The 15,937-nt window shown below is 63.2% G+C and carries 19 protein-coding genes, 1 tRNA gene and 2 pseudogenes; 8 read left to right on the top strand and 14 right to left on the bottom strand.

The window, feature by feature from the left end; all coding sequences use genetic code 11:
- Positions 1-67: 67 nt before the first annotated feature.
- The 10 genes from AC629_RS27770 to AC629_RS47115 form a co-directional block, all read right to left on the bottom strand.
- A complete protein-coding gene (locus AC629_RS27770; protein WP_084808076.1) occupies positions 68-1,141 on the bottom strand; it encodes a LacI family DNA-binding transcriptional regulator in 1,074 nt (357 codons plus the stop codon).
- 101 nt (positions 1,142-1,242) lie between these two features.
- The gene (locus tag AC629_RS27765) at positions 1,243-1,707 is read right to left on the bottom strand and encodes a GNAT family N-acetyltransferase (protein WP_084808112.1); all 465 of its coding nucleotides are present in this window, start codon (positions 1,705-1,707) and stop codon (positions 1,243-1,245) included.
- A gap of 2 nt (positions 1,708-1,709) precedes the next feature.
- Positions 1,710-2,222: a GNAT family N-acetyltransferase gene (locus AC629_RS27760; RefSeq protein ID WP_084808075.1), complete on the bottom strand. Its 513-nt coding sequence runs from the start codon at positions 2,220-2,222 to the stop codon at positions 1,710-1,712.
- Entirely contained in the window at positions 2,222-2,803 is a 582-nt protein-coding gene (locus tag AC629_RS27755; protein WP_084808074.1) for a helix-turn-helix domain-containing protein, read from the bottom strand. The genes AC629_RS27760 and AC629_RS27755 overlap by 1 nt, the downstream gene beginning before the upstream one ends.
- A 159-nt stretch (positions 2,804-2,962) precedes the next feature.
- Positions 2,963-3,808, bottom strand: coding sequence for a type VI secretion system-associated protein TagO (locus tag AC629_RS27750; RefSeq protein WP_084808073.1), 846 nt, complete (start codon positions 3,806-3,808; stop codon positions 2,963-2,965).
- Entirely contained in the window at positions 3,805-4,875 is a 1,071-nt protein-coding gene (locus AC629_RS27745) for a TAXI family TRAP transporter solute-binding subunit (protein ID WP_084808072.1), read from the bottom strand. The genes AC629_RS27750 and AC629_RS27745 overlap by 4 nt, the downstream gene beginning before the upstream one ends.
- A 24-nt stretch (positions 4,876-4,899) precedes the next feature.
- Positions 4,900-5,433 (bottom strand): DsrE family protein, encoded by a 534-nt coding sequence (locus tag AC629_RS27740; RefSeq protein WP_143199491.1) that lies wholly within the window; start codon positions 5,431-5,433, stop codon positions 4,900-4,902.
- A 419-nt stretch (positions 5,434-5,852) separates the two neighbouring features.
- Positions 5,853-6,257 carry a hypothetical protein gene (locus AC629_RS27735; RefSeq protein ID WP_084808071.1) on the bottom strand — a complete coding sequence of 135 codons (405 nt, stop codon included), beginning with the start codon at positions 6,255-6,257 and terminating at the stop codon, positions 5,853-5,855.
- Positions 6,254-6,463, bottom strand: a complete 210-nt coding sequence (locus AC629_RS27730) for a hypothetical protein (protein WP_084808070.1) — start codon at positions 6,461-6,463, stop codon at positions 6,254-6,256. The genes AC629_RS27735 and AC629_RS27730 overlap by 4 nt, the downstream gene beginning before the upstream one ends.
- 457 nt (positions 6,464-6,920) lie before the next feature.
- Positions 6,921-7,079, bottom strand: a complete 159-nt coding sequence (locus AC629_RS47115) for a hypothetical protein (RefSeq protein ID WP_168195597.1) — start codon at positions 7,077-7,079, stop codon at positions 6,921-6,923.
- Positions 7,080-7,196: 117 nt separating this feature from the next.
- Here AC629_RS47115 and AC629_RS27725 point away from each other — a divergent pair, with 117 nt between their 5' ends.
- Together AC629_RS27725 and AC629_RS45680 are read left to right on the top strand one after the other, a co-directional pair.
- Positions 7,197-7,484, top strand: a complete 288-nt coding sequence (locus AC629_RS27725; RefSeq protein ID WP_084808069.1) for a recombinase family protein — start codon at positions 7,197-7,199, stop codon at positions 7,482-7,484.
- 258 nt (positions 7,485-7,742) lie between these two features.
- Positions 7,743-8,003 carry a hypothetical protein gene (locus AC629_RS45680; protein ID WP_143199490.1) on the top strand — a complete coding sequence of 87 codons (261 nt, stop codon included), beginning with the start codon at positions 7,743-7,745 and terminating at the stop codon, positions 8,001-8,003.
- A gap of 503 nt (positions 8,004-8,506) precedes the next feature.
- Here the strand turns inward: AC629_RS45680 and AC629_RS27710 are convergent.
- Positions 8,507-8,719, bottom strand: a pseudogene (locus AC629_RS27710) (ABC transporter ATP-binding protein); the annotation flags it as partial.
- A gap of 313 nt (positions 8,720-9,032) precedes the next feature.
- Between AC629_RS27710 and AC629_RS27705 the strand changes: the two are divergent.
- Complete coding sequence (locus tag AC629_RS27705; RefSeq protein WP_084808067.1) at positions 9,033-10,022, top strand: LLM class flavin-dependent oxidoreductase; 990 nt, start codon at positions 9,033-9,035, stop codon at positions 10,020-10,022.
- A 506-nt stretch (positions 10,023-10,528) separates the two neighbouring features.
- On the opposite strand, the gene AC629_RS27700 is transcribed toward AC629_RS27705, so the two are convergent.
- A tRNA-Gly gene (locus AC629_RS27700) sits at positions 10,529-10,602 on the bottom strand.
- A gap of 173 nt (positions 10,603-10,775) precedes the next feature.
- Here AC629_RS27700 and AC629_RS49010 point away from each other — a divergent pair.
- The 5 genes and pseudogenes from AC629_RS49010 (at position 10,776) to AC629_RS27675 (ending at position 13,519) form a co-directional block, all read left to right on the top strand.
- A pseudogene (locus AC629_RS49010) lies at positions 10,776-11,079 on the top strand (hypothetical protein).
- Between the two features lie 9 nt (positions 11,080-11,088).
- A complete protein-coding gene (locus AC629_RS27690) occupies positions 11,089-11,928 on the top strand; it encodes a helix-turn-helix transcriptional regulator (RefSeq protein ID WP_084808066.1) in 840 nt (279 codons plus the stop codon).
- 55 nt (positions 11,929-11,983) lie between these two features.
- A complete protein-coding gene (locus AC629_RS27685; RefSeq protein WP_074118746.1) occupies positions 11,984-12,343 on the top strand; it encodes a VOC family protein in 360 nt (119 codons plus the stop codon).
- A gap of 136 nt (positions 12,344-12,479) precedes the next feature.
- Complete coding sequence (locus AC629_RS27680; protein ID WP_084808065.1) at positions 12,480-12,878, top strand: SRPBCC family protein; 399 nt, start codon at positions 12,480-12,482, stop codon at positions 12,876-12,878.
- A 170-nt stretch (positions 12,879-13,048) separates the two neighbouring features.
- Entirely contained in the window at positions 13,049-13,519 is a 471-nt protein-coding gene (locus AC629_RS27675; RefSeq protein ID WP_084808064.1) for a hypothetical protein, read from the top strand.
- A gap of 50 nt (positions 13,520-13,569) precedes the next feature.
- On the opposite strand, the gene AC629_RS27670 is transcribed toward AC629_RS27675, so the two are convergent.
- Positions 13,570-14,280, bottom strand: a complete 711-nt coding sequence (locus tag AC629_RS27670) for a hypothetical protein (protein WP_084808063.1) — start codon at positions 14,278-14,280, stop codon at positions 13,570-13,572.
- Positions 14,281-14,467: 187 nt separating this feature from the next.
- Complete coding sequence (locus AC629_RS27665; RefSeq protein ID WP_084808062.1) at positions 14,468-15,913, bottom strand: MATE family efflux transporter; 1,446 nt, start codon at positions 15,911-15,913, stop codon at positions 14,468-14,470.
- Positions 15,914-15,937 lie beyond the last annotated feature (24 nt).

Below are 15,937 nucleotides of genomic sequence, written 5' to 3'. Positions count from 1 at the left end.
ATGTGCGAGCTTGCGTCGCCTTCCTCGCAACGGGCCTTCCAGAATTCCCGCCGTTCGGCCTTGCGACCTAGGGCAGATTGTCCCGCATCACGATGTCGATCCTGATCTTCTCCTGTTCGCGCAGGATCGGTTCGCCCCGCGCAAGCGCGAGCAGCACGCGCACAGCGGCGCGCGCCTCATGTCCCGGGTTCTGCGAGATCGCGGCATCCATCACGCCCTGCAACAGCAGACGGCGCGTCAGCGAGGTCACGTCGTGTCCGACGAACACCACCCGTTTCTCGCGCCCGGAATCGCTCGAAACCTTATCGGTTAACGCCTTGTCGGTTAACGCCTTGCCGACGCCTTGCGTGCCGGCGCCGACGTTATAAAGACCGACAATGTCAGCATGCCTGCCGAACAGCCGCGCCAGGAGCTGCTCCGAACGGTCGTCCTCGTCGCGCCCCTCCAGCACCGGCAGCACGCTGAGATCAGGGAATTCCGACGCCATCACCTGGTTGAAGCCGAATATGCGCTCGGCATGGTCACGCAGGCCCTGTGATCCCGCGACGATCGCGACCTTGCCGGATCGTTGGCCGATCAGCCGCCCGACCAGCGCCCCGGCGGTGCGCCCCGCGGCGATGTTATCGATGCCGACATAATGGTGGCGGCGCGACGACGGCACGTCCGAGACCAGCGTGACCACCTTGGTGCCGGCCTCGACGAGGTCGTTGACGGCGGCGCGGACGCTCGGATGGTCCAGCGCCACCACGGCGACGCCGTCGTAGTCGCCCGACAGCGCCTCCAGCGAAGCCGCGAGCACGGAGGGATCGAACACATCCGTGGCGACCATCTCGACGCTGAGGCGGCGGGCCGAGAGCCAGCCCGACATCTCGGCGAGATAGGCCTCGATCTGCTGCATGAACGGGTTCGGCCCCGAGGGCATCACGAAGGCGAAGCGGCGGGCGCGGCCGCGGGCGAGTTCGGCGGCAGCGACATGCGGCTGGAACGCGTTGCGCGCGATCGCCTCCTTCACGCGCAGGACCGTGTCCGGCCGCACGCCCGGGCGGTTGTGCAGAACGCGGTCCACCGTCGCGAGGCTCACGCCTGCTTCGCGGGCGATGTCCTTCAGCGTCAGCGCGGTGGTGGATGCGTCCTCGGCCATGGCTGAAGGCTAGCAGAGGCGCCTTGAGGTACGCAACTCATTTTGAGGGGCCAGTCGGCGTTTTCGAGCCCCGGTTGCACTGGAGCCGCGAACCGGCAGTTTCACCTACCGCTCAGGTCGAGCGTCAGGAACAGGCTGTTGGGATCTTCGACATAGCCTTCGAACGGGCCGCCGAGCACAAAACCATGCGCCTGGTAGAGCGCAACCGCCGGCCTAAAATAGTCCCACGAGCCGGTCTCGAGGCTGAGCCGCGCCATGCCGCGCGCGCGGCCCGCGGCGAAGATGTGGCTGAGCATCTGACCGCCAAAGCCGCGCCGCCGCGCGGCTTGCAGCGTGTGCATCGATTTCACCTCGCCATGATCAGGCGAAAGCGTCTTGAGCGCACCGGTCGCAACCAGCGTGTCACCGTCCCAGCCGGTCCAGAACGCGATATCCGGCGCGCGCAATCCGGAGAGATCGAGCGCATGCGCGCTGCCCGGCGCGGTCTGCGCCCGAGCGGCGGTGACGTGGTGATCCAGCAACGCAATGACGCGCGGATCAAAGGTGTCGCCGGTGCGGATCTGCATCGTCACGGTCTCACGCTACTCGCGAGCCGCTTCTGCATGAAGACGAGATCGAGCCAGCGGCCGAACTTGGAGCCGACCTCCGGCATGCGGCCGACCTCGACGAATCCGAGCGAGGCATGCAGGTTGATCGAGGCGGCGTTGGCGGCCTCGATTCCGGCGACCATGACATGCTTGTCCAGCGCTGTGGCGCGCTCGATCAGCGCGGCCAGCAGGCTGCGGCCAACGCCGAGCCGATGATGCCGCTCGTCGACATAGACCGAATTCTCCACCGTGTGGCGATAGCCGGGGAAGGGGCGGAAATCGCCGAAGGATGCGAAGCCGACGACATCCTTGCCCTTCATCGCGACCAGCACGGGATAGCCGGCTTCCTGTCGCGCGGAGATCCACTCGCGTCGCGAGGAGAGGTCGGCCGGGCCGTCGGTCCAGACCGCCGTGGTGTTGATCGCTGCGAAATTATAGATGGCGAGGATATCGGCCGCATCCTCCAGCGTTGCGTCCCGCACGATCAGTGACATCACGTTTTCCCGTAAGAGGTGCCGCGCCGCGTGATGATGACGTAGCGCGCATCCTGTTTGGTTTCGTTCTCGAAGATGACCGCACGCATCACATCGAAATCCAGGCAGTCGCCCTCACGCAGGCGCACTGCCTTGGCATCGATGTGAACGGCGATCGCGCCTTCCAGCATCAAGAGCTGCTGGGTGAAGGCGTTGCGGCCCCAGGGGCTGTACGGCACCCGCGCGCCGGCCGGCAGGTCGACGACGATGATCTCGATGCCGCTCGCCGCACCCGTCGGCGAGGCATGACGTCTGCGATAGCCGCTCTCGGGATCACGCCAGTGCGGCTGATCGGCCAGCCGGACCAGCCGCTCCGGCGGCTTTTCGGCGAGCGCGACCACGTCGCTTAGCGACACGTCGAGCGCGGCGCAAAGCTTGCCGAGCAGCGCAGCAGTCGCGCTGCTCTGCGCCCGTTCCACCCGTCCGATCATGGCCCGGCTGACACCGGACCGTGCAGCGAGTTCATTCAGCGTCATCCCGGCCTGCGTCCTCAGCGTCTTCAAGCGGCGACCGATCGCGCGATCGAGTTTTTGCTGGTCCATTCTTGTTGGTCCTGGCCTTCGTCCAAGCATCGCCCGGCGCAAGGACCGCAGCCGCCGGCCAGGAGAAGCTTAGGCCGATGGAGCGGTGAGTGCCGGGAGCGAAGGGCTAATATATTAGAATCTTGGCGCGACACACGAGCGCTGCAAAGCCCGATGGCGTCACCGCCCTCTCGATTCGACCGTCGCATTCGGCCAGCGGCAGGCATTTGCAAGCCTGGCGCGGACGGTATCGATGCCGGCCAGGTCGAAGATCGCGCTGCTGATGCGTCCCGCATCGTCCGTCACGGATATCGACGTCCTTCCACCGCCGAGCCCGCGCACCAGTTCGACCGTTTCGTCCGGCATGACGGCAGTGCGACCGTCGACCGCCAATCGCCAGCGCATCGGCCGTGCCGCCGGTTGATCGGGGGAGATCACGACCTCGACGCTTCCACCGCGCAAGGCGCGCCAGACGCCGTTGGCGCCAAGGGACATCTCGGTCCGCAGGTTGCGGCAACGCAGCACGAGCGTCTCCGGCGCGTCGGCCGCGACCGGGGGAAGCGCGTACAATTTGGCCACGAAGAGCGGAGAGAAGTCCCTCGGAGAGGTGGTCTCGCTGACCAGCCAACCTTTGCCGGCTGGAAGTGCCGCGGTGGTGTCGTCCGTATTGGGCTGGGCGGCCACTGGCGGCGGTTCGGGCGCCGGTGGCGGTTCGGGCGCTGGTGGTGGCGGTGGCCCCGGCGGCGTGCGGGCGCGCGGTTTGGTGGGTGTATCGCCCGGCTGCCTGGCCTCTTCTTTGTTTTTGTTGCCGAACAAGCTATCGAGGCACTGCTCCTCCGCGCTGAGCGCCTTCAACCTGCAAGCGAGACTAGCCGCGGTGTCGCTACCGGCCTGATCGCAGACCGCTTCGGCTGCTCGCGTTTGGGCAACGCATTCGTCCAGCCCCTTCAGCGTGCTGGAAGCGGGTTGACCGTGGGCTTCCGCGATCTCGAGGCTGGCGAACAGGATGGCGACGAGCCACCTCATGGACGTCCCGTCCGATTGGCCATGTGGGGATCCTGCCAATTCTGGGCCGCCTTCAAGCGCTGCAGTCCCGGAACACTGGCAGACGGATTGGCGTCCTTCCACTTCGGATCGAAGCCTGGCGTACGCAGCTGATCGAGCTTGCCGAACAGCTCGTTCACGAAGGCCTTGACACGGTCATAACGCGGCGAGCCGGGATTCCAGTTATAGGCGACCAGGACCGTCGGCACCGCGATCGTTTCGACAGTTTGTCCCGCCGGCACCAGCGCGGGATAGTCGGCCGATGTGAGCGAAGCCGACACGTAATAGTCGGCCAGCCTGGGATCAAACGGCACCGGCAGGAACTTGAAGCCCTCGTCCCATTTGCGCTTGACGAACGCGTCCACCGGCTTGGAGGTGACGAAGACCACGGCTGCCATCTCGCCCTCGCCCTTGCGCATCTGCTCCAGCGCAACCGGGTGAGGCACGAAAGTCTTCTCCACCTCGATACCGAGGCGGCTGAAAATGAGTGGACCCGAATAGGCGGCGGCAGTGCCCTGCGTGTTGAAGTTCACCTTCTTGCCCGCGAGGTCGGCGAGCGATTTGATCTCGGGACGCACGAAGACATGCAGCTCGGACGGGAACAGGTTCATCACCTGGACGATACGGCTTCCAATCTCGGGCACCTGGGCGCGGTACTCGTCGAGCGAATCGCTGTTGATGATCGCGAGGTCGACCCCCTTGAGATAGAGCAGATCATTGACGTTCTCGGTCGGCCCGCGCGTCACGATCGGAAGCACATGCACCTTTCCGCCATCGTTGACGACACGTGAGATTTCGGTGGCGAAGCGGAGCGGCGCGCCTTCCAGCAGTCCGGCGGCGAGACCGACCGAACCCGCATTGATGCGATCCCGCACCTCTGTTTCTGCGCTCCGTGGCTGAACGGGGCGCGTGGCGTGGCTACTGCGCGTCGGCGCAGGTGCCGCCCGCTCAGCGTGCCGTTTTTCACCGCCGGTCCTGTTGGCATGTTCCGCGGAAGCGGGCAGCACGAGCAGCGACAAGGCCAGTATGAACAGCAGCTTGCGCATCATCGCAGCCTCCCCTCGTTCGCCTGCCTACGGCCGGACGTAGCTCCAGCCCTTCTCCTGCAGCTCCATCATATGCACGACGCCCGAGGGAACCATGGACGCTTCCGGCAGCAACTCGAGCGGCTTGCCTTCCTTCTTTTCCATCCCTTCCCTGGTGACGCCGCATGCAGCGAAGCGAACCTTGTTCGGGAAGGCGAGGTCCGCCATCGCGTGAATGCGATCTGCGACGGGCGTCGTATCCTTGCGCAGCATATGCAGCCCCGGACCGAATGCCACGATCTCGACATCGGCCTCTTCGCCCTTTTTGCGGTAGTAGTCTAGCACATTGGTGGCGTTGTTGAGCGCGAGATTCATCACGGCCGGGTCGTTCTGGTCGACCTGGATCACGAGCCGATGCTGCGCCGGCTTGGCCGGGCGCGCGGCGATGTGCTTCTTCGGGATCATGGCGTGTGCCGAGATCGCAGGGCCCGGCTGTTGCTGCATTGAGGTCATGGCACACGCCGAGCTGAGTGCGAATGTGGCAAGCATGGTTGCGACGATATGGATTCGTGCATCAGGCATGGACCATCTCCCGTCTGCGTTTTGCGCTCCGCATGCGGTGCAACGCGCCTTACCTCGATCCGAGGCGTTGACCTGACGTGTTGACGTTACGCTTGAATTTGCGTGAGCGGCGCCGAGAACCGCAAAAGCATGAACTCCGCGCCTGTCCCTCGACAGCCACCAGTTCGTGCTAAGCACAATGGACTAAGCACAAAGTGCAGCATTTCTACGTACCGTTGTGCCACAGTGGATCGTCAAAGACAGATCTCACTATCCCAGTCGAACGGCGCCCTCGATGCCCATGCCGCCGACCTCGCCCGTCGGCCATGCAACGGTGAATACTGGCGAGTGCAAGCCGCCCGCAGCGATCGACTGAGCGCCGAGCCGATATCCCTTGCGCAAGACGACAGTAAGGTCCGATGCTTTCAGCGCCGACGCGTTCAGGAGGCGTTAGCCCGTGCAAGTTCGGGAGCCTCACGGCGCCGCTCGCTGCGCTCCCTCCGCCGTTTAGCCCGCTCGACGGTCAAGCGCCGCGGGAGCACAGGTACAGTTACCCTTTCGGTGGTAGCCCCCGCGAGCAGTTCATCGGCTCCCGGGCGTGCCTCCATGAGTTCCAACACTAGCCGCCCCTTCTCGGTGATCTTCCAACCGCCGCTTTCGCGCGTGACGAGGCCTTGCGAGAAGATGTCCAGGTTCGGAACGCGCGAGGCGAGCCGTTTGGTCCGGTCGGCCCAGTCCCGGCCGCTGGTCGCCAGGAACGCCATGTCCCGCTTGAGGTCGGTCATCACGGCGAAGCCCTCCGGGTAGCTGACCAAGATTTTCAGGACCGTAACCTGGAAATTCACGGCGCCCCTCGTCCGGTTAACACCACATGGACGCTTGCAAGAGGGCCTTGCGTCCTCAATGCTTCGGGCGAGACATTGCCGTTGGTCGCGGCTTCCAGAATCTTCGAGGCGACGTGCGTGCGCACTCCGGTTTCACGCCGCGAAACGCTCTCGCAGACTTCATCGAGGACCGCGCGCAACAGCGAAGTGGTGGCCGTGTCGAACATGGGACGCCCCTCAGCGGGAAAGCTCCACTTTATCTTCGCTGCTTCGGCGTGAAATTCAAGAAATGTTAGACACTGCAATGGGTCAGAAAAACTGACTTAGTCCGAGGCTAGACCATCAGTGCGCTGCCACAGATGATCCCAGCGTACGAATTCAAAATCGTGGCTTCAGACTCTTCTCGATTGCCTTCTCGATATGTTTGGAAAGCTTGTTCCCGGACTCTTGGTTCATTAAGCAGGCGGGACGAAGCTGGAGCGGCTTCCTAAGCGCACAGTCATTTCGCGGAACTGGAAGCGAACGCCTGCCTGCTTCTTCCAGTGTTTTCTGCAAGCGGGCCGGGACATCGTGCACGGATGGGCTCCGCGCGTTGTCCCGGGTTCGCAGCGGGACATGAGATCGGACACGCAGCCATGCGAGTCTGCCATGTTGTGAGAGGTGGGCGGTGACGCGCGGGTTCTATTAGCCTGATTTGTGCGGGCGATTCGACCCCTGAGCTTCGTTCGCTTCCGCCTCGGCCAGCAGCTTTTGAATGGTCTTGCGCTCGCTGTCGGTCGTGTTGGGATCCGCGAGTCTTCGTTTGAAGAGAGCGATGTTCTCGCTGTGGATGTACCGTTCCAAGCCGTTCCTCCTGCCTGTTCTGGAGGTGTCATGTCACGGTCCGTAGCTTAAGGGTGCTCATTAGGCGATAGGGCGAATTGACCTAACAAGCACCACCACGCCCATCCGCCTCGCGAGCTGCTGGGCCTGATCGAGCGCATCGGCAAGGCCGGCGCCGCGCTATTCGACACCACCACCTCGCAGGGGCGGTTGTTATCGACCCTGCTAGCGGCAATGGCCGAGTTTCAGCACCATCTGATCCGCGAGCGCACCGGAGAGGGTCGGAAGCGCACCATGGCGACAGGCGTCAACTTCGGCCGGAAGCCGAAGCTGTTTGACTTCCAGCGCAAGGAAGCGCTCAAGCGCCGTACTGCCGGCAGACGCTGGCCGGGATCGCGAAGGGCTACGCCATCGACATCAGCATGATATCGCGACTTAGCTGATCTCGATCTCGATCCTGTCGATTCGACGTGCGCAGTTCAGTACCCTGACTTGGCCTTTGCACCGCTGGTCGCTTTTCCGGTCGTCGTTCCGGTTGACATGCCGGTCGTTGTGCCAGGCGCCATCTTCTTCCCTGCATGGTGAACTTTGTGGGTCGTCTGGTGGGACTTCGACATGGCGCTTGTGGCTGTTGGAGCGACGCTTAGGCCGATGGCCACAGCTCCCGCAATGAGTGCCTTGAGCATGGCAAACCTCCAGTCGGCCCTGCCCCGAAAGAAAACCGACGGATCGGTGAAAAGTTCAATTCTACGCCCGATTTCCGCCATCTACATCGCTGGCCTCACCATGCGCGAGATCGCCAAAACGCTCGCGCGGGAGGAGGAGTCGGTCGAGAGATCATCCGCCGATACGTCGGACGGAACGCCGCCATCAAGGCGCGGATCAGTAAGCTCGAGGCCAAAGAGCGAACAAACCCTGCAAAACCATCCGCCACATTTCGACTAAGGCTTGGAGCGGGCGAAGGGAATCGAACCCTCGTATGCAGCTTGGGAAAACGATTCCTGCATAAATAATGACGAGCATTTCGCGAAGACGGTCGTTGCATGGCGGGACGCGAAGACCGTCGGTCTTACGATCCGCATTATCCCGGGTAAGCCCGTCTGGCACGTCCGCAAACAGGAGACGACGCTCGATACGTAGGCGAACAAATCCGACTCGCCGCTGGCGTAAGCGTGATTTGCGCGCGATGACCCACCTTCTCGTGGGGGGCCGCGTTTCGTCCGAGCGATAGAGATTTTCGGCCTGCCCCCGGCGACAACGCGGAGTTACTCGATCGTATGCTTGCCGATCGAGAGCGAGCGAGGACGCTACCTACGCCTCCCTTCTGGACTTGGGGTCTGCTGACTCAAGAATTCCTCGCATACAAAAATCCAAAGCTCAAAGCGAAGTACAGAAAGGCCTATGAGCGTTACCTGACACTACCAGAGTTCGATCGCGCATTTCTGAACTTAACCATCCGTGGGCCATCGTTTTGGACGACGATCCGTCACCACGTCTCGAAAGGATTTGCGGCTTTTTCCTGCCGTACCGAGATAGAACTCCCTCACATCCTCATTCTCGCGCAATGCCGTCGCCGGCCCCTCCATGACAACACGCCCATTTTCCAGGATGTAGCCGTAGGTGGCGTACTTCAACGCCATATTGGTGTTCTGCTCCGCCAGCCGGCCTGGAGGAAACCGAACAATACGTAAATCCGCCCGTTCTCCGTCTTGAACCATTGCGGCTGCTCATCGAAACACCAATCCAGCATGTAGTCGTACCATCTATGCCTTCGCTAACGATGATGAACGTGTGGCCGAGATTGAGGACGGGTTCTCGCCCCAGATCGCCGTGGCGGCGAAAGTGCTCAACCGCACCGTCGACGTCGTGGTGGTGATGCCGAAGGTTTTGCTGTAGCGGTACTTCCGCCGACGCATACGGACGGGGTATAGGCCCGCATCCATCGCGTCTCAACGCACCATGCCCGGACAACTGATGCCTGCTCTTTCCATTCTCGATCTGGTTCGTGTCACGGAGAGCACCGACGCGCGGGGTGCGCTCGCCAACGCTCGCGACGTCGCCATTCATGCCGAACGGTGGGGGTACCGGCGCATCTGGGTGGCCGAACACCACAACATGCCTGGCATTGCCAGCGCTGCGACTGCTGTCGTGATCGGGCACATTGCGGCCGGAACGAAGTCAATCAGAGTGGGCGCGGGTGGCATCATGCTGCCCAATCACGCGCCATACGTCATTGCCGAACAGTTCGGCACTCTGGCCCGGTTGTTTCCCGGGCGCATTGATCTCGGCCTCGGCCGTGCGCCCGGGACCGACCAGCTTACGCTGCGCGCGCTCCGGCGCACGCCCGAAGCTGCGGAAAACTTCCCACAAGACGTTCTTGAGGTTCAAGCCTTCCTGGCTCCGGCCGGGCCAAACCAGCGCATCCAGGCCGTCCCGGCGGCGGGCACGGAAGTCCCGCTGTGGATCCTCGGCTCGAGCAATTTTGGCGCCATGCTGGCGGCGGAGCTCGGCCTTCCTTACGCCTTCGCCTCCCATTTCGCACCCGAACTGCTCATCCCTGCCCTTCAGATCTACCGTACGCGCTTCAAGCCCTCGGAACAGCTCGACCGCCCTTACGCGATGGTCGGCGTGAACGTCATCGCGGCGCCCACGGATGCAGAGGCGCGCAGGCTGGCGACGACGCAGCAGATGTCGTTCACCAACATTTTTCGCGGTCAGCGAGGACTGAGCAAGCCGCCGATTGATGATATCGAGACCTACTGGTCGCCCGCGGAGAAGCTGCAGGCGATGGGTATGCTTGCGCGTTCGATCGTCGGATCACCGGACACTATCCGCTTGGGTCTAAAAGCATTGGTGGCGGAAACCGGAGCTGACGAGGTGATGGTTGTGTCGGACGTGTACGACCATTCGATGCGTCTGCGCTCATTCGAGATAATCGCAGACACGATGCGCAACGAGATTTGAGCCGAAGCAAGTCCAACGGGTGCTGCTCACAGAGCTTTCCGAGACCATACGATTTGTGACCTGGGTACTGACGGCGCATCCCCATGCACAGTTTGGGAAAGCGAGAGGGTCGCTCGAGTCGCTCGTACTCGTAACTTATGAAGCCATATCCGGCTTTTCGTTTGACTATCTTCACTAGCGCATCGGCACAACTGACGACGGTTCATTCAAAGCACGAGCGACTGGACGAACTTGGATACAGGCGGGGCTTTCCCACGCCCTCGCGTAAGGTGGAATTTTGGTCCGAAACATTCGCCGGTCATGGCTACTCGGCGCTTCCGGATGTTCTCGGGACCGCCGTTGACACACTTGTAGCTCCAGCAGGCCGACCGACGGGCGATTTGCCGCCCGTGATCCGAGGACTTCGATTACAGATTTGTAGGGGCGTTGTATCGGAAGGACAGGAGAACGAGAAATTCGGCGCCTACAAGGCCACGCAAACTTAATTCTACGAGGAAAACGTGCTTTGGAGCGGGCGAAGGGAATCGAACCCTCGTATGCAGCTTGGGAAGCTGCCGTTCTACCATTGAACTACGCCCGCGGACGTGCGCTCCGCGCCCACCCTGATTAGCCGAGACGGCGCCTCGCGCCAAGCGCTTTGGCGTGCCTAGCCGAACAGTTGTTAACTTCCTGGTAAGATTCCAGGTGCGCCGAATTGTGGCGGTGTTATGATTTCGGGTCTGGGGAGAGACGTGCACTGAGTGGGGCGTGTGCATGGTGGGGCTTACTTACACGATATTCGACACGGCCATAGGGCGCTGCGGCATCATTTGGAGCAGCACCGGCGTGGTGGCCGTGCAATTGCCGGAGGCGCGGGAGATCGACACGCGCCGCCGGATTTTTGCGGTTCATCCCGAGGCGCGGGAGCAGCGGCCGTCCGGCAATGCCGAGCTTGCGATCGAGGGCATCGTAGGCTTCCACGCGACGGCTCCTGGCGCTGGAGGGCGCCCATCCGATCGCCAGCAAGACGCTGTTCGAGGTGTTGCTGCCCGTTGCCCCGCCGAGGCCGTCCACCTAGATAGGTGGCATGGAAGACACCACGCTGCTGACGACGCCCTTGATGACCGTCTCCGAGTTTCGCTGCGATGCGGGACCGGACGACTTGCCGTTTGCCGAATGCCGCACTGGCCATTCCATTGCCTATGTCCGCTCGGGCAGTTTTGGTTGCCATTGCCGCGCCGGCTTCTTCGAGTTGGTGGCGGGCTCGATGCTGGTCGGCGCGCCCGGCGACGAATACACATGCACGCATGAGCATGTCAGCGGCGACGTCTGCCTGTCCTTCTTCCTCGGTGAGGATCTCGTCGATGCTCTCGGGGGACGTCGCGAGATCTGGCAGGTCGGCGCGACGCCGCCGCTGCCCGAGCTGATGGTGCTGGGGGAGCTGGCCCAGACGGCAGCAGATGGCAACAGCGATCTCGGTCTCGATGAGGTCGGACAGATTCTCGCAGCTCGCTTCGTCGATGTCGTCTCGGGTAAGGCGCGCAAGCAGGCTACGCCCACCGCGCGCGACCGCCGCCGCGCGGTGGAAGCCGCGCTGTGGATCGACGACAATTCGCATGCCGAGGTCGACCTCGAACAGGCCGCACGACAGGCTGGTTTGAGCCCGTTCCATTTCCTGCGGCTGTTCTCGAGCGTCCTCGGCGTCACCCCGCATCAATATCTGGTGCGCTCGCGCCTTCGGCATGCGGCGCGCCTGCTCGCCGATGACGACATCGCGGTCACCGACATAGCTTATGACGTCGGCTTCGGCGACCTCTCCAATTTCGTCCGCACCTTCCACCGCGCCGCCGGCGTGTCGCCGACGAAATTCCGCCAGGCCTCACGGGGGGAGCGCAAGATTCTCCAAGAGCACTTCGCCCTCAACTGACTAGGGTCGTCTCCGGCGCGCGCCACTCACGGCGCGCTTTGCAACGGAGACGATCATGTATGACCACATTGGCCTTCGCGTTACCGACCTCGACGCGGCCACGCGCTTCTACACCGCAGTGCTGGCGCCGCTCGGTTATGTCCTTTGCTCCAGCGGCGACGGCTATGCCGGCTTCGGGCCGAAGGGCGAGCCGGCGCTCTGGCTGCACCTGAACAAGGGACGGCAGGCCGACGGCGCGCACATCGCCTTCCGCGCCAAGGACCACGATGCGGTCAAGGCGTTTCACAGCGAAGGGCTGAAGAGCGGCGGCCGCGACAATGGCGGCGCCGGCCCGCGCAAGGATTACAGCCCGACTTACTATGCGGCGTTTTTGATCGATCCCGACGGCAACAATGTCGAGGCGGTTTGCGCATGAGCGTTAGCCGCGTACGAGATCTCGTAGGGTGGGCAAAGCGAAAGCGTGCCCACCAATTGCTCGCGACAATGCGATGAATGGTGGGCACGGGGCTACGCGCCTTTGCCCACCCAATTCTGCATTTTGAGGAACTCTCATGGCCTCCATCCACAACGACATCCCCCTCTCCGCCTCCGCGCACGACGTCTGGGACGCGGTTCGCGATTTCGGCGCGCTGCATCAGCGGCTGGTGCCGGGCTTCGTCACCGCGTGCACGCTCGACGGCGATGCACGGATCATCACGTTCGCCAACGGCTCCGTCCTACGCGAGGTGCTCGTCGACTGCGACGATGCGCGGCAGCGCCTGGTCTATGCCATCAACAACGAGCAGCTGAAGTATTACAGCGCTTCGGTGCAGGTAATCGCCGAAGGCGAGACGAGGTGCCGGCTGCTCTGGATCATCGACATGCTGCCGAACGAACTTGCGGCTTACATCCAGGGACAGGCGAAGGAGGCCGTGTCCGCCATGCACAGGGCGTTTCCGCCAGCCGCCTAGGCTTCTGTTGAGCATGATCCTTTCGAAAAGCCGCCGCACGCTTTTCCGGATCATGCTCGCGCCTGCGTGACTTTTTTCACAGAGCCATCCCCGCCTCAGTCCTAACGATGGCACCGTGCGTCCGGTTGGCTCAGCTCTCCCCGCGAAGCCACGCACGCGAGGAGCATGCCATGAGAGGTGCTGACAAGGTGATCTGCCAGGCAGCTGCCGTACTGCTGTTGTTATCGATCGCAAGCGCGCCGGCGAAGGCGCAGTTCCTCGGCGGCGGCGGAGGTGCCGGCGGCGAGGACATGATGACCCAGATGGCGCCAATGCTGGAGATGATGAAGGCGAAGATGGGCAAGCGCCGCTTCGCCTTGCTGATGCAGACCATGGGCCCGATGATGGGCCGCATGATGGAGAACGGCGGCGGGCTCGGCGGCATGATGGGCGGCGGTTTTGGCCCGCCGAATTATGGCGGCTCTGCGCCGATGGGTGGAGGCGTCACCATGCCGACCGGGATCGGCGGCATGGGCAGCGGCGATATCATGGGCATGCTCGCTGGTTCCGGCGGCGGCGACATGATGGCGATGATCCCGCAACTGATGCGGCTCGCCAATGTCGGCGGCAGTGGCGGTCATCGCCGCCACATGCATCGCTGAAGCGCGGCAGCGTACAGCCGCCGCGCCAAGCGGATGATGCGTCGCTGATATCAGATCCGATCGTTGATAAGGATGCCGGAAAGCGAAGGGTCGCTCGCCTTCGTCGGGTCGCTTGGTCGCGTCGCGCTGTAGGTCGAATCCGCGAGCGAATTTTTCAGCGACTGAAGAAATTGTTCAAGCAGGTCCGTCGCCGAATTGCCGCTCGACGAAGTGTCCGCGCCGCTGGCCGCAGAAGACCCGCTCGCATTCGTCGTGTCGCTTGATCCCATCGCACCGGAAGAGGTCGAATCCGTGAGCAGGCTTTTGAACGAATCGAGGAATTGTTGAAGCAGGTCCGTCGCCGAACTGCCGCTTGACGAACGATCCGCGCCGTTGGCGGGAGGAGGTCCGTCGGATGGCGGCGGTCCGCCTGCTCCGCCCGGTCCACCTGCCCCACCCGGTCCATGGGAGAGCGCTGCCTTGAAGATACCTTGCAGCTCGGTGGCCTGCTGGTCGGTCAGCTTGCCGGCCCAAACTTCCTGCTGGATGAGATCATCGATCTTCGACTTGAAGGCTTCAGGCGGTGATTTGCTGCCGCTGGACTGATCGCTCGCACTGCTTGATTGCAAGGCGGAGTCAATGTCGCTGAGCGCGGACGACAGTGCCGATTGATCGGACGAACTGATCGCGCCTGAACTGACTTCCGCTTGCAGTTCATCTTGTAGTCGCTGCAATGGTGATGCGTGATGGTGGTGGGAGGAGAGCGCCGAAATCGAGGTCATGTGGCTTTCCGCTTTTGATGGACTCGATGCGACGTTGTCCCCAAGAGCTGGCGCGGAGCATTCGGCAAGACCAGCTCCGGTTACTCGAAGTTGCCAAAGGTCGGCTAGGAACATTCAGAAACAAAAATCCGGCAAGGCGACTTCACCTACCTCACAAGCGTGCACCGCGCCCTTATTCGTACACGTCCTAGTCCGCCGCGGCCGAAAGAGCCGGTCTGATTGCGGGCTTGCTCTCGCGCGGTCCCCAGCGTGTCAGCACCACGCTGGAGCACGAGAGGAGGCCGAGCACGACCATCGAGCTTGCAGCCAGCCAGAAGAAACTCTGCGCGGTGGCGTCATGCGTGGACAGCCACCAGCCGCACGCAGCGATGTAGATGAGACGCGCAGTCTGCGCCAGCACCGGGCCGATCACCTTCGCCGCGCCTTGCGAGGAGAAGTACATCGTCGAGGCGAGGCCAATGAAAGCGTAGAATGGCGCCACCGTCGACAGATATTGGTGGCTGGCCGCGCGCACGGTCACGCTGTCCGTAAAGATGTTGACCCAGAGATCGGGGAAGATCGCGACCAGACATGCCGGCGCGCCGACGGCAACGAAGGCGCTGGCACCCGCGATCCAGGCGATGCGCCGGGCGCGCGCGATGCGACCGGCGCCGACCGCCATGCCGATCATCGGTACCGAGGCGATGCCGAACGAGAACGCGATCGAGGTCAGCAGGAATTCCAGCCGCGCGCCGATGCCGTAGCCAGCGAGGATCGGGGTGCCGAACTTCGCCAGCATGTGGGTGAAGATCGAGATCGTCAGCACCGATTGCAGCGGCGAGAAACAGGCGATCGCACCGACCTTCAGGATGTCGAAGAACATCGCCCATTGGACGCGAAGTCCGCGCAACTTCGGCACAACGCGCGCGCGCCCCGAAAACAGGTACCAGCCCATCACACAGATGTTCATGGAATAGGCGATCAGCGCGCCGGCCGCGACGCCGCGCATGCCGAGTTGCGGCACCGGCCCGAGCCCGAGCCCCAGCGTGCCGCCGAGCACGACCTGCCAGACCGCGGAGTTGAGGATCAGCAGCGACGGCAGCTTCATGTTGCCGGTGCCGCGCAGGACTCCGGCCATAGTGTTGAGCAGCCAGGGCAGCACGGCGCCGCCGAAGAATACCTGGGTGTAGGCGACCGCATGCGTGAGCACATCGCCGCGGCCACCGAGCAGCTCAAGCACGCGCCGCCCGAAGACCAGCATGCCCAGCATGAAGACGAGGCCGAAGGTGACGCCGATCAAGAGCGCATGCGCGGCAAGCGTGCCGGCGCGCTCGCGATCACCGGCGCCGAGCGCACGTGCGATGGCTGAGGCCACCGCGCCGCCCATGGCGCCGCCCGACATCGTCATGGTCAGGATCACTGTCGGAAACACCAACGCCATCGCGGCAAGTGCCTCGACGCCGAGCCGGCCGATATAGGAGGTCTCGGCGATCACCACGCAGGTGCCGGCGGAGAGCGCGACCACGTTGGGCCAGGCCAGCCCCACCAGCGTGCGCAGGATCGGCCCGTCGGTCAGCGCGCTCTTGACCGGTCGCGGGGGCGGTGGCAGCGGACGTTCTTGTTCATCGACCGGGATTTCGGCGATGTCGGACATTTCCTCTCCCGGGCACAAGCGCCA

This window comes from Bradyrhizobium sp. NAS80.1, assembly GCF_001908205.1.
Classification (GTDB): domain Bacteria; phylum Pseudomonadota; class Alphaproteobacteria; order Rhizobiales; family Xanthobacteraceae; genus Bradyrhizobium.
Note: the sequence above shows the minus strand (reverse complement) of the source record. Positions and strands in the feature narration are given on the sequence as shown.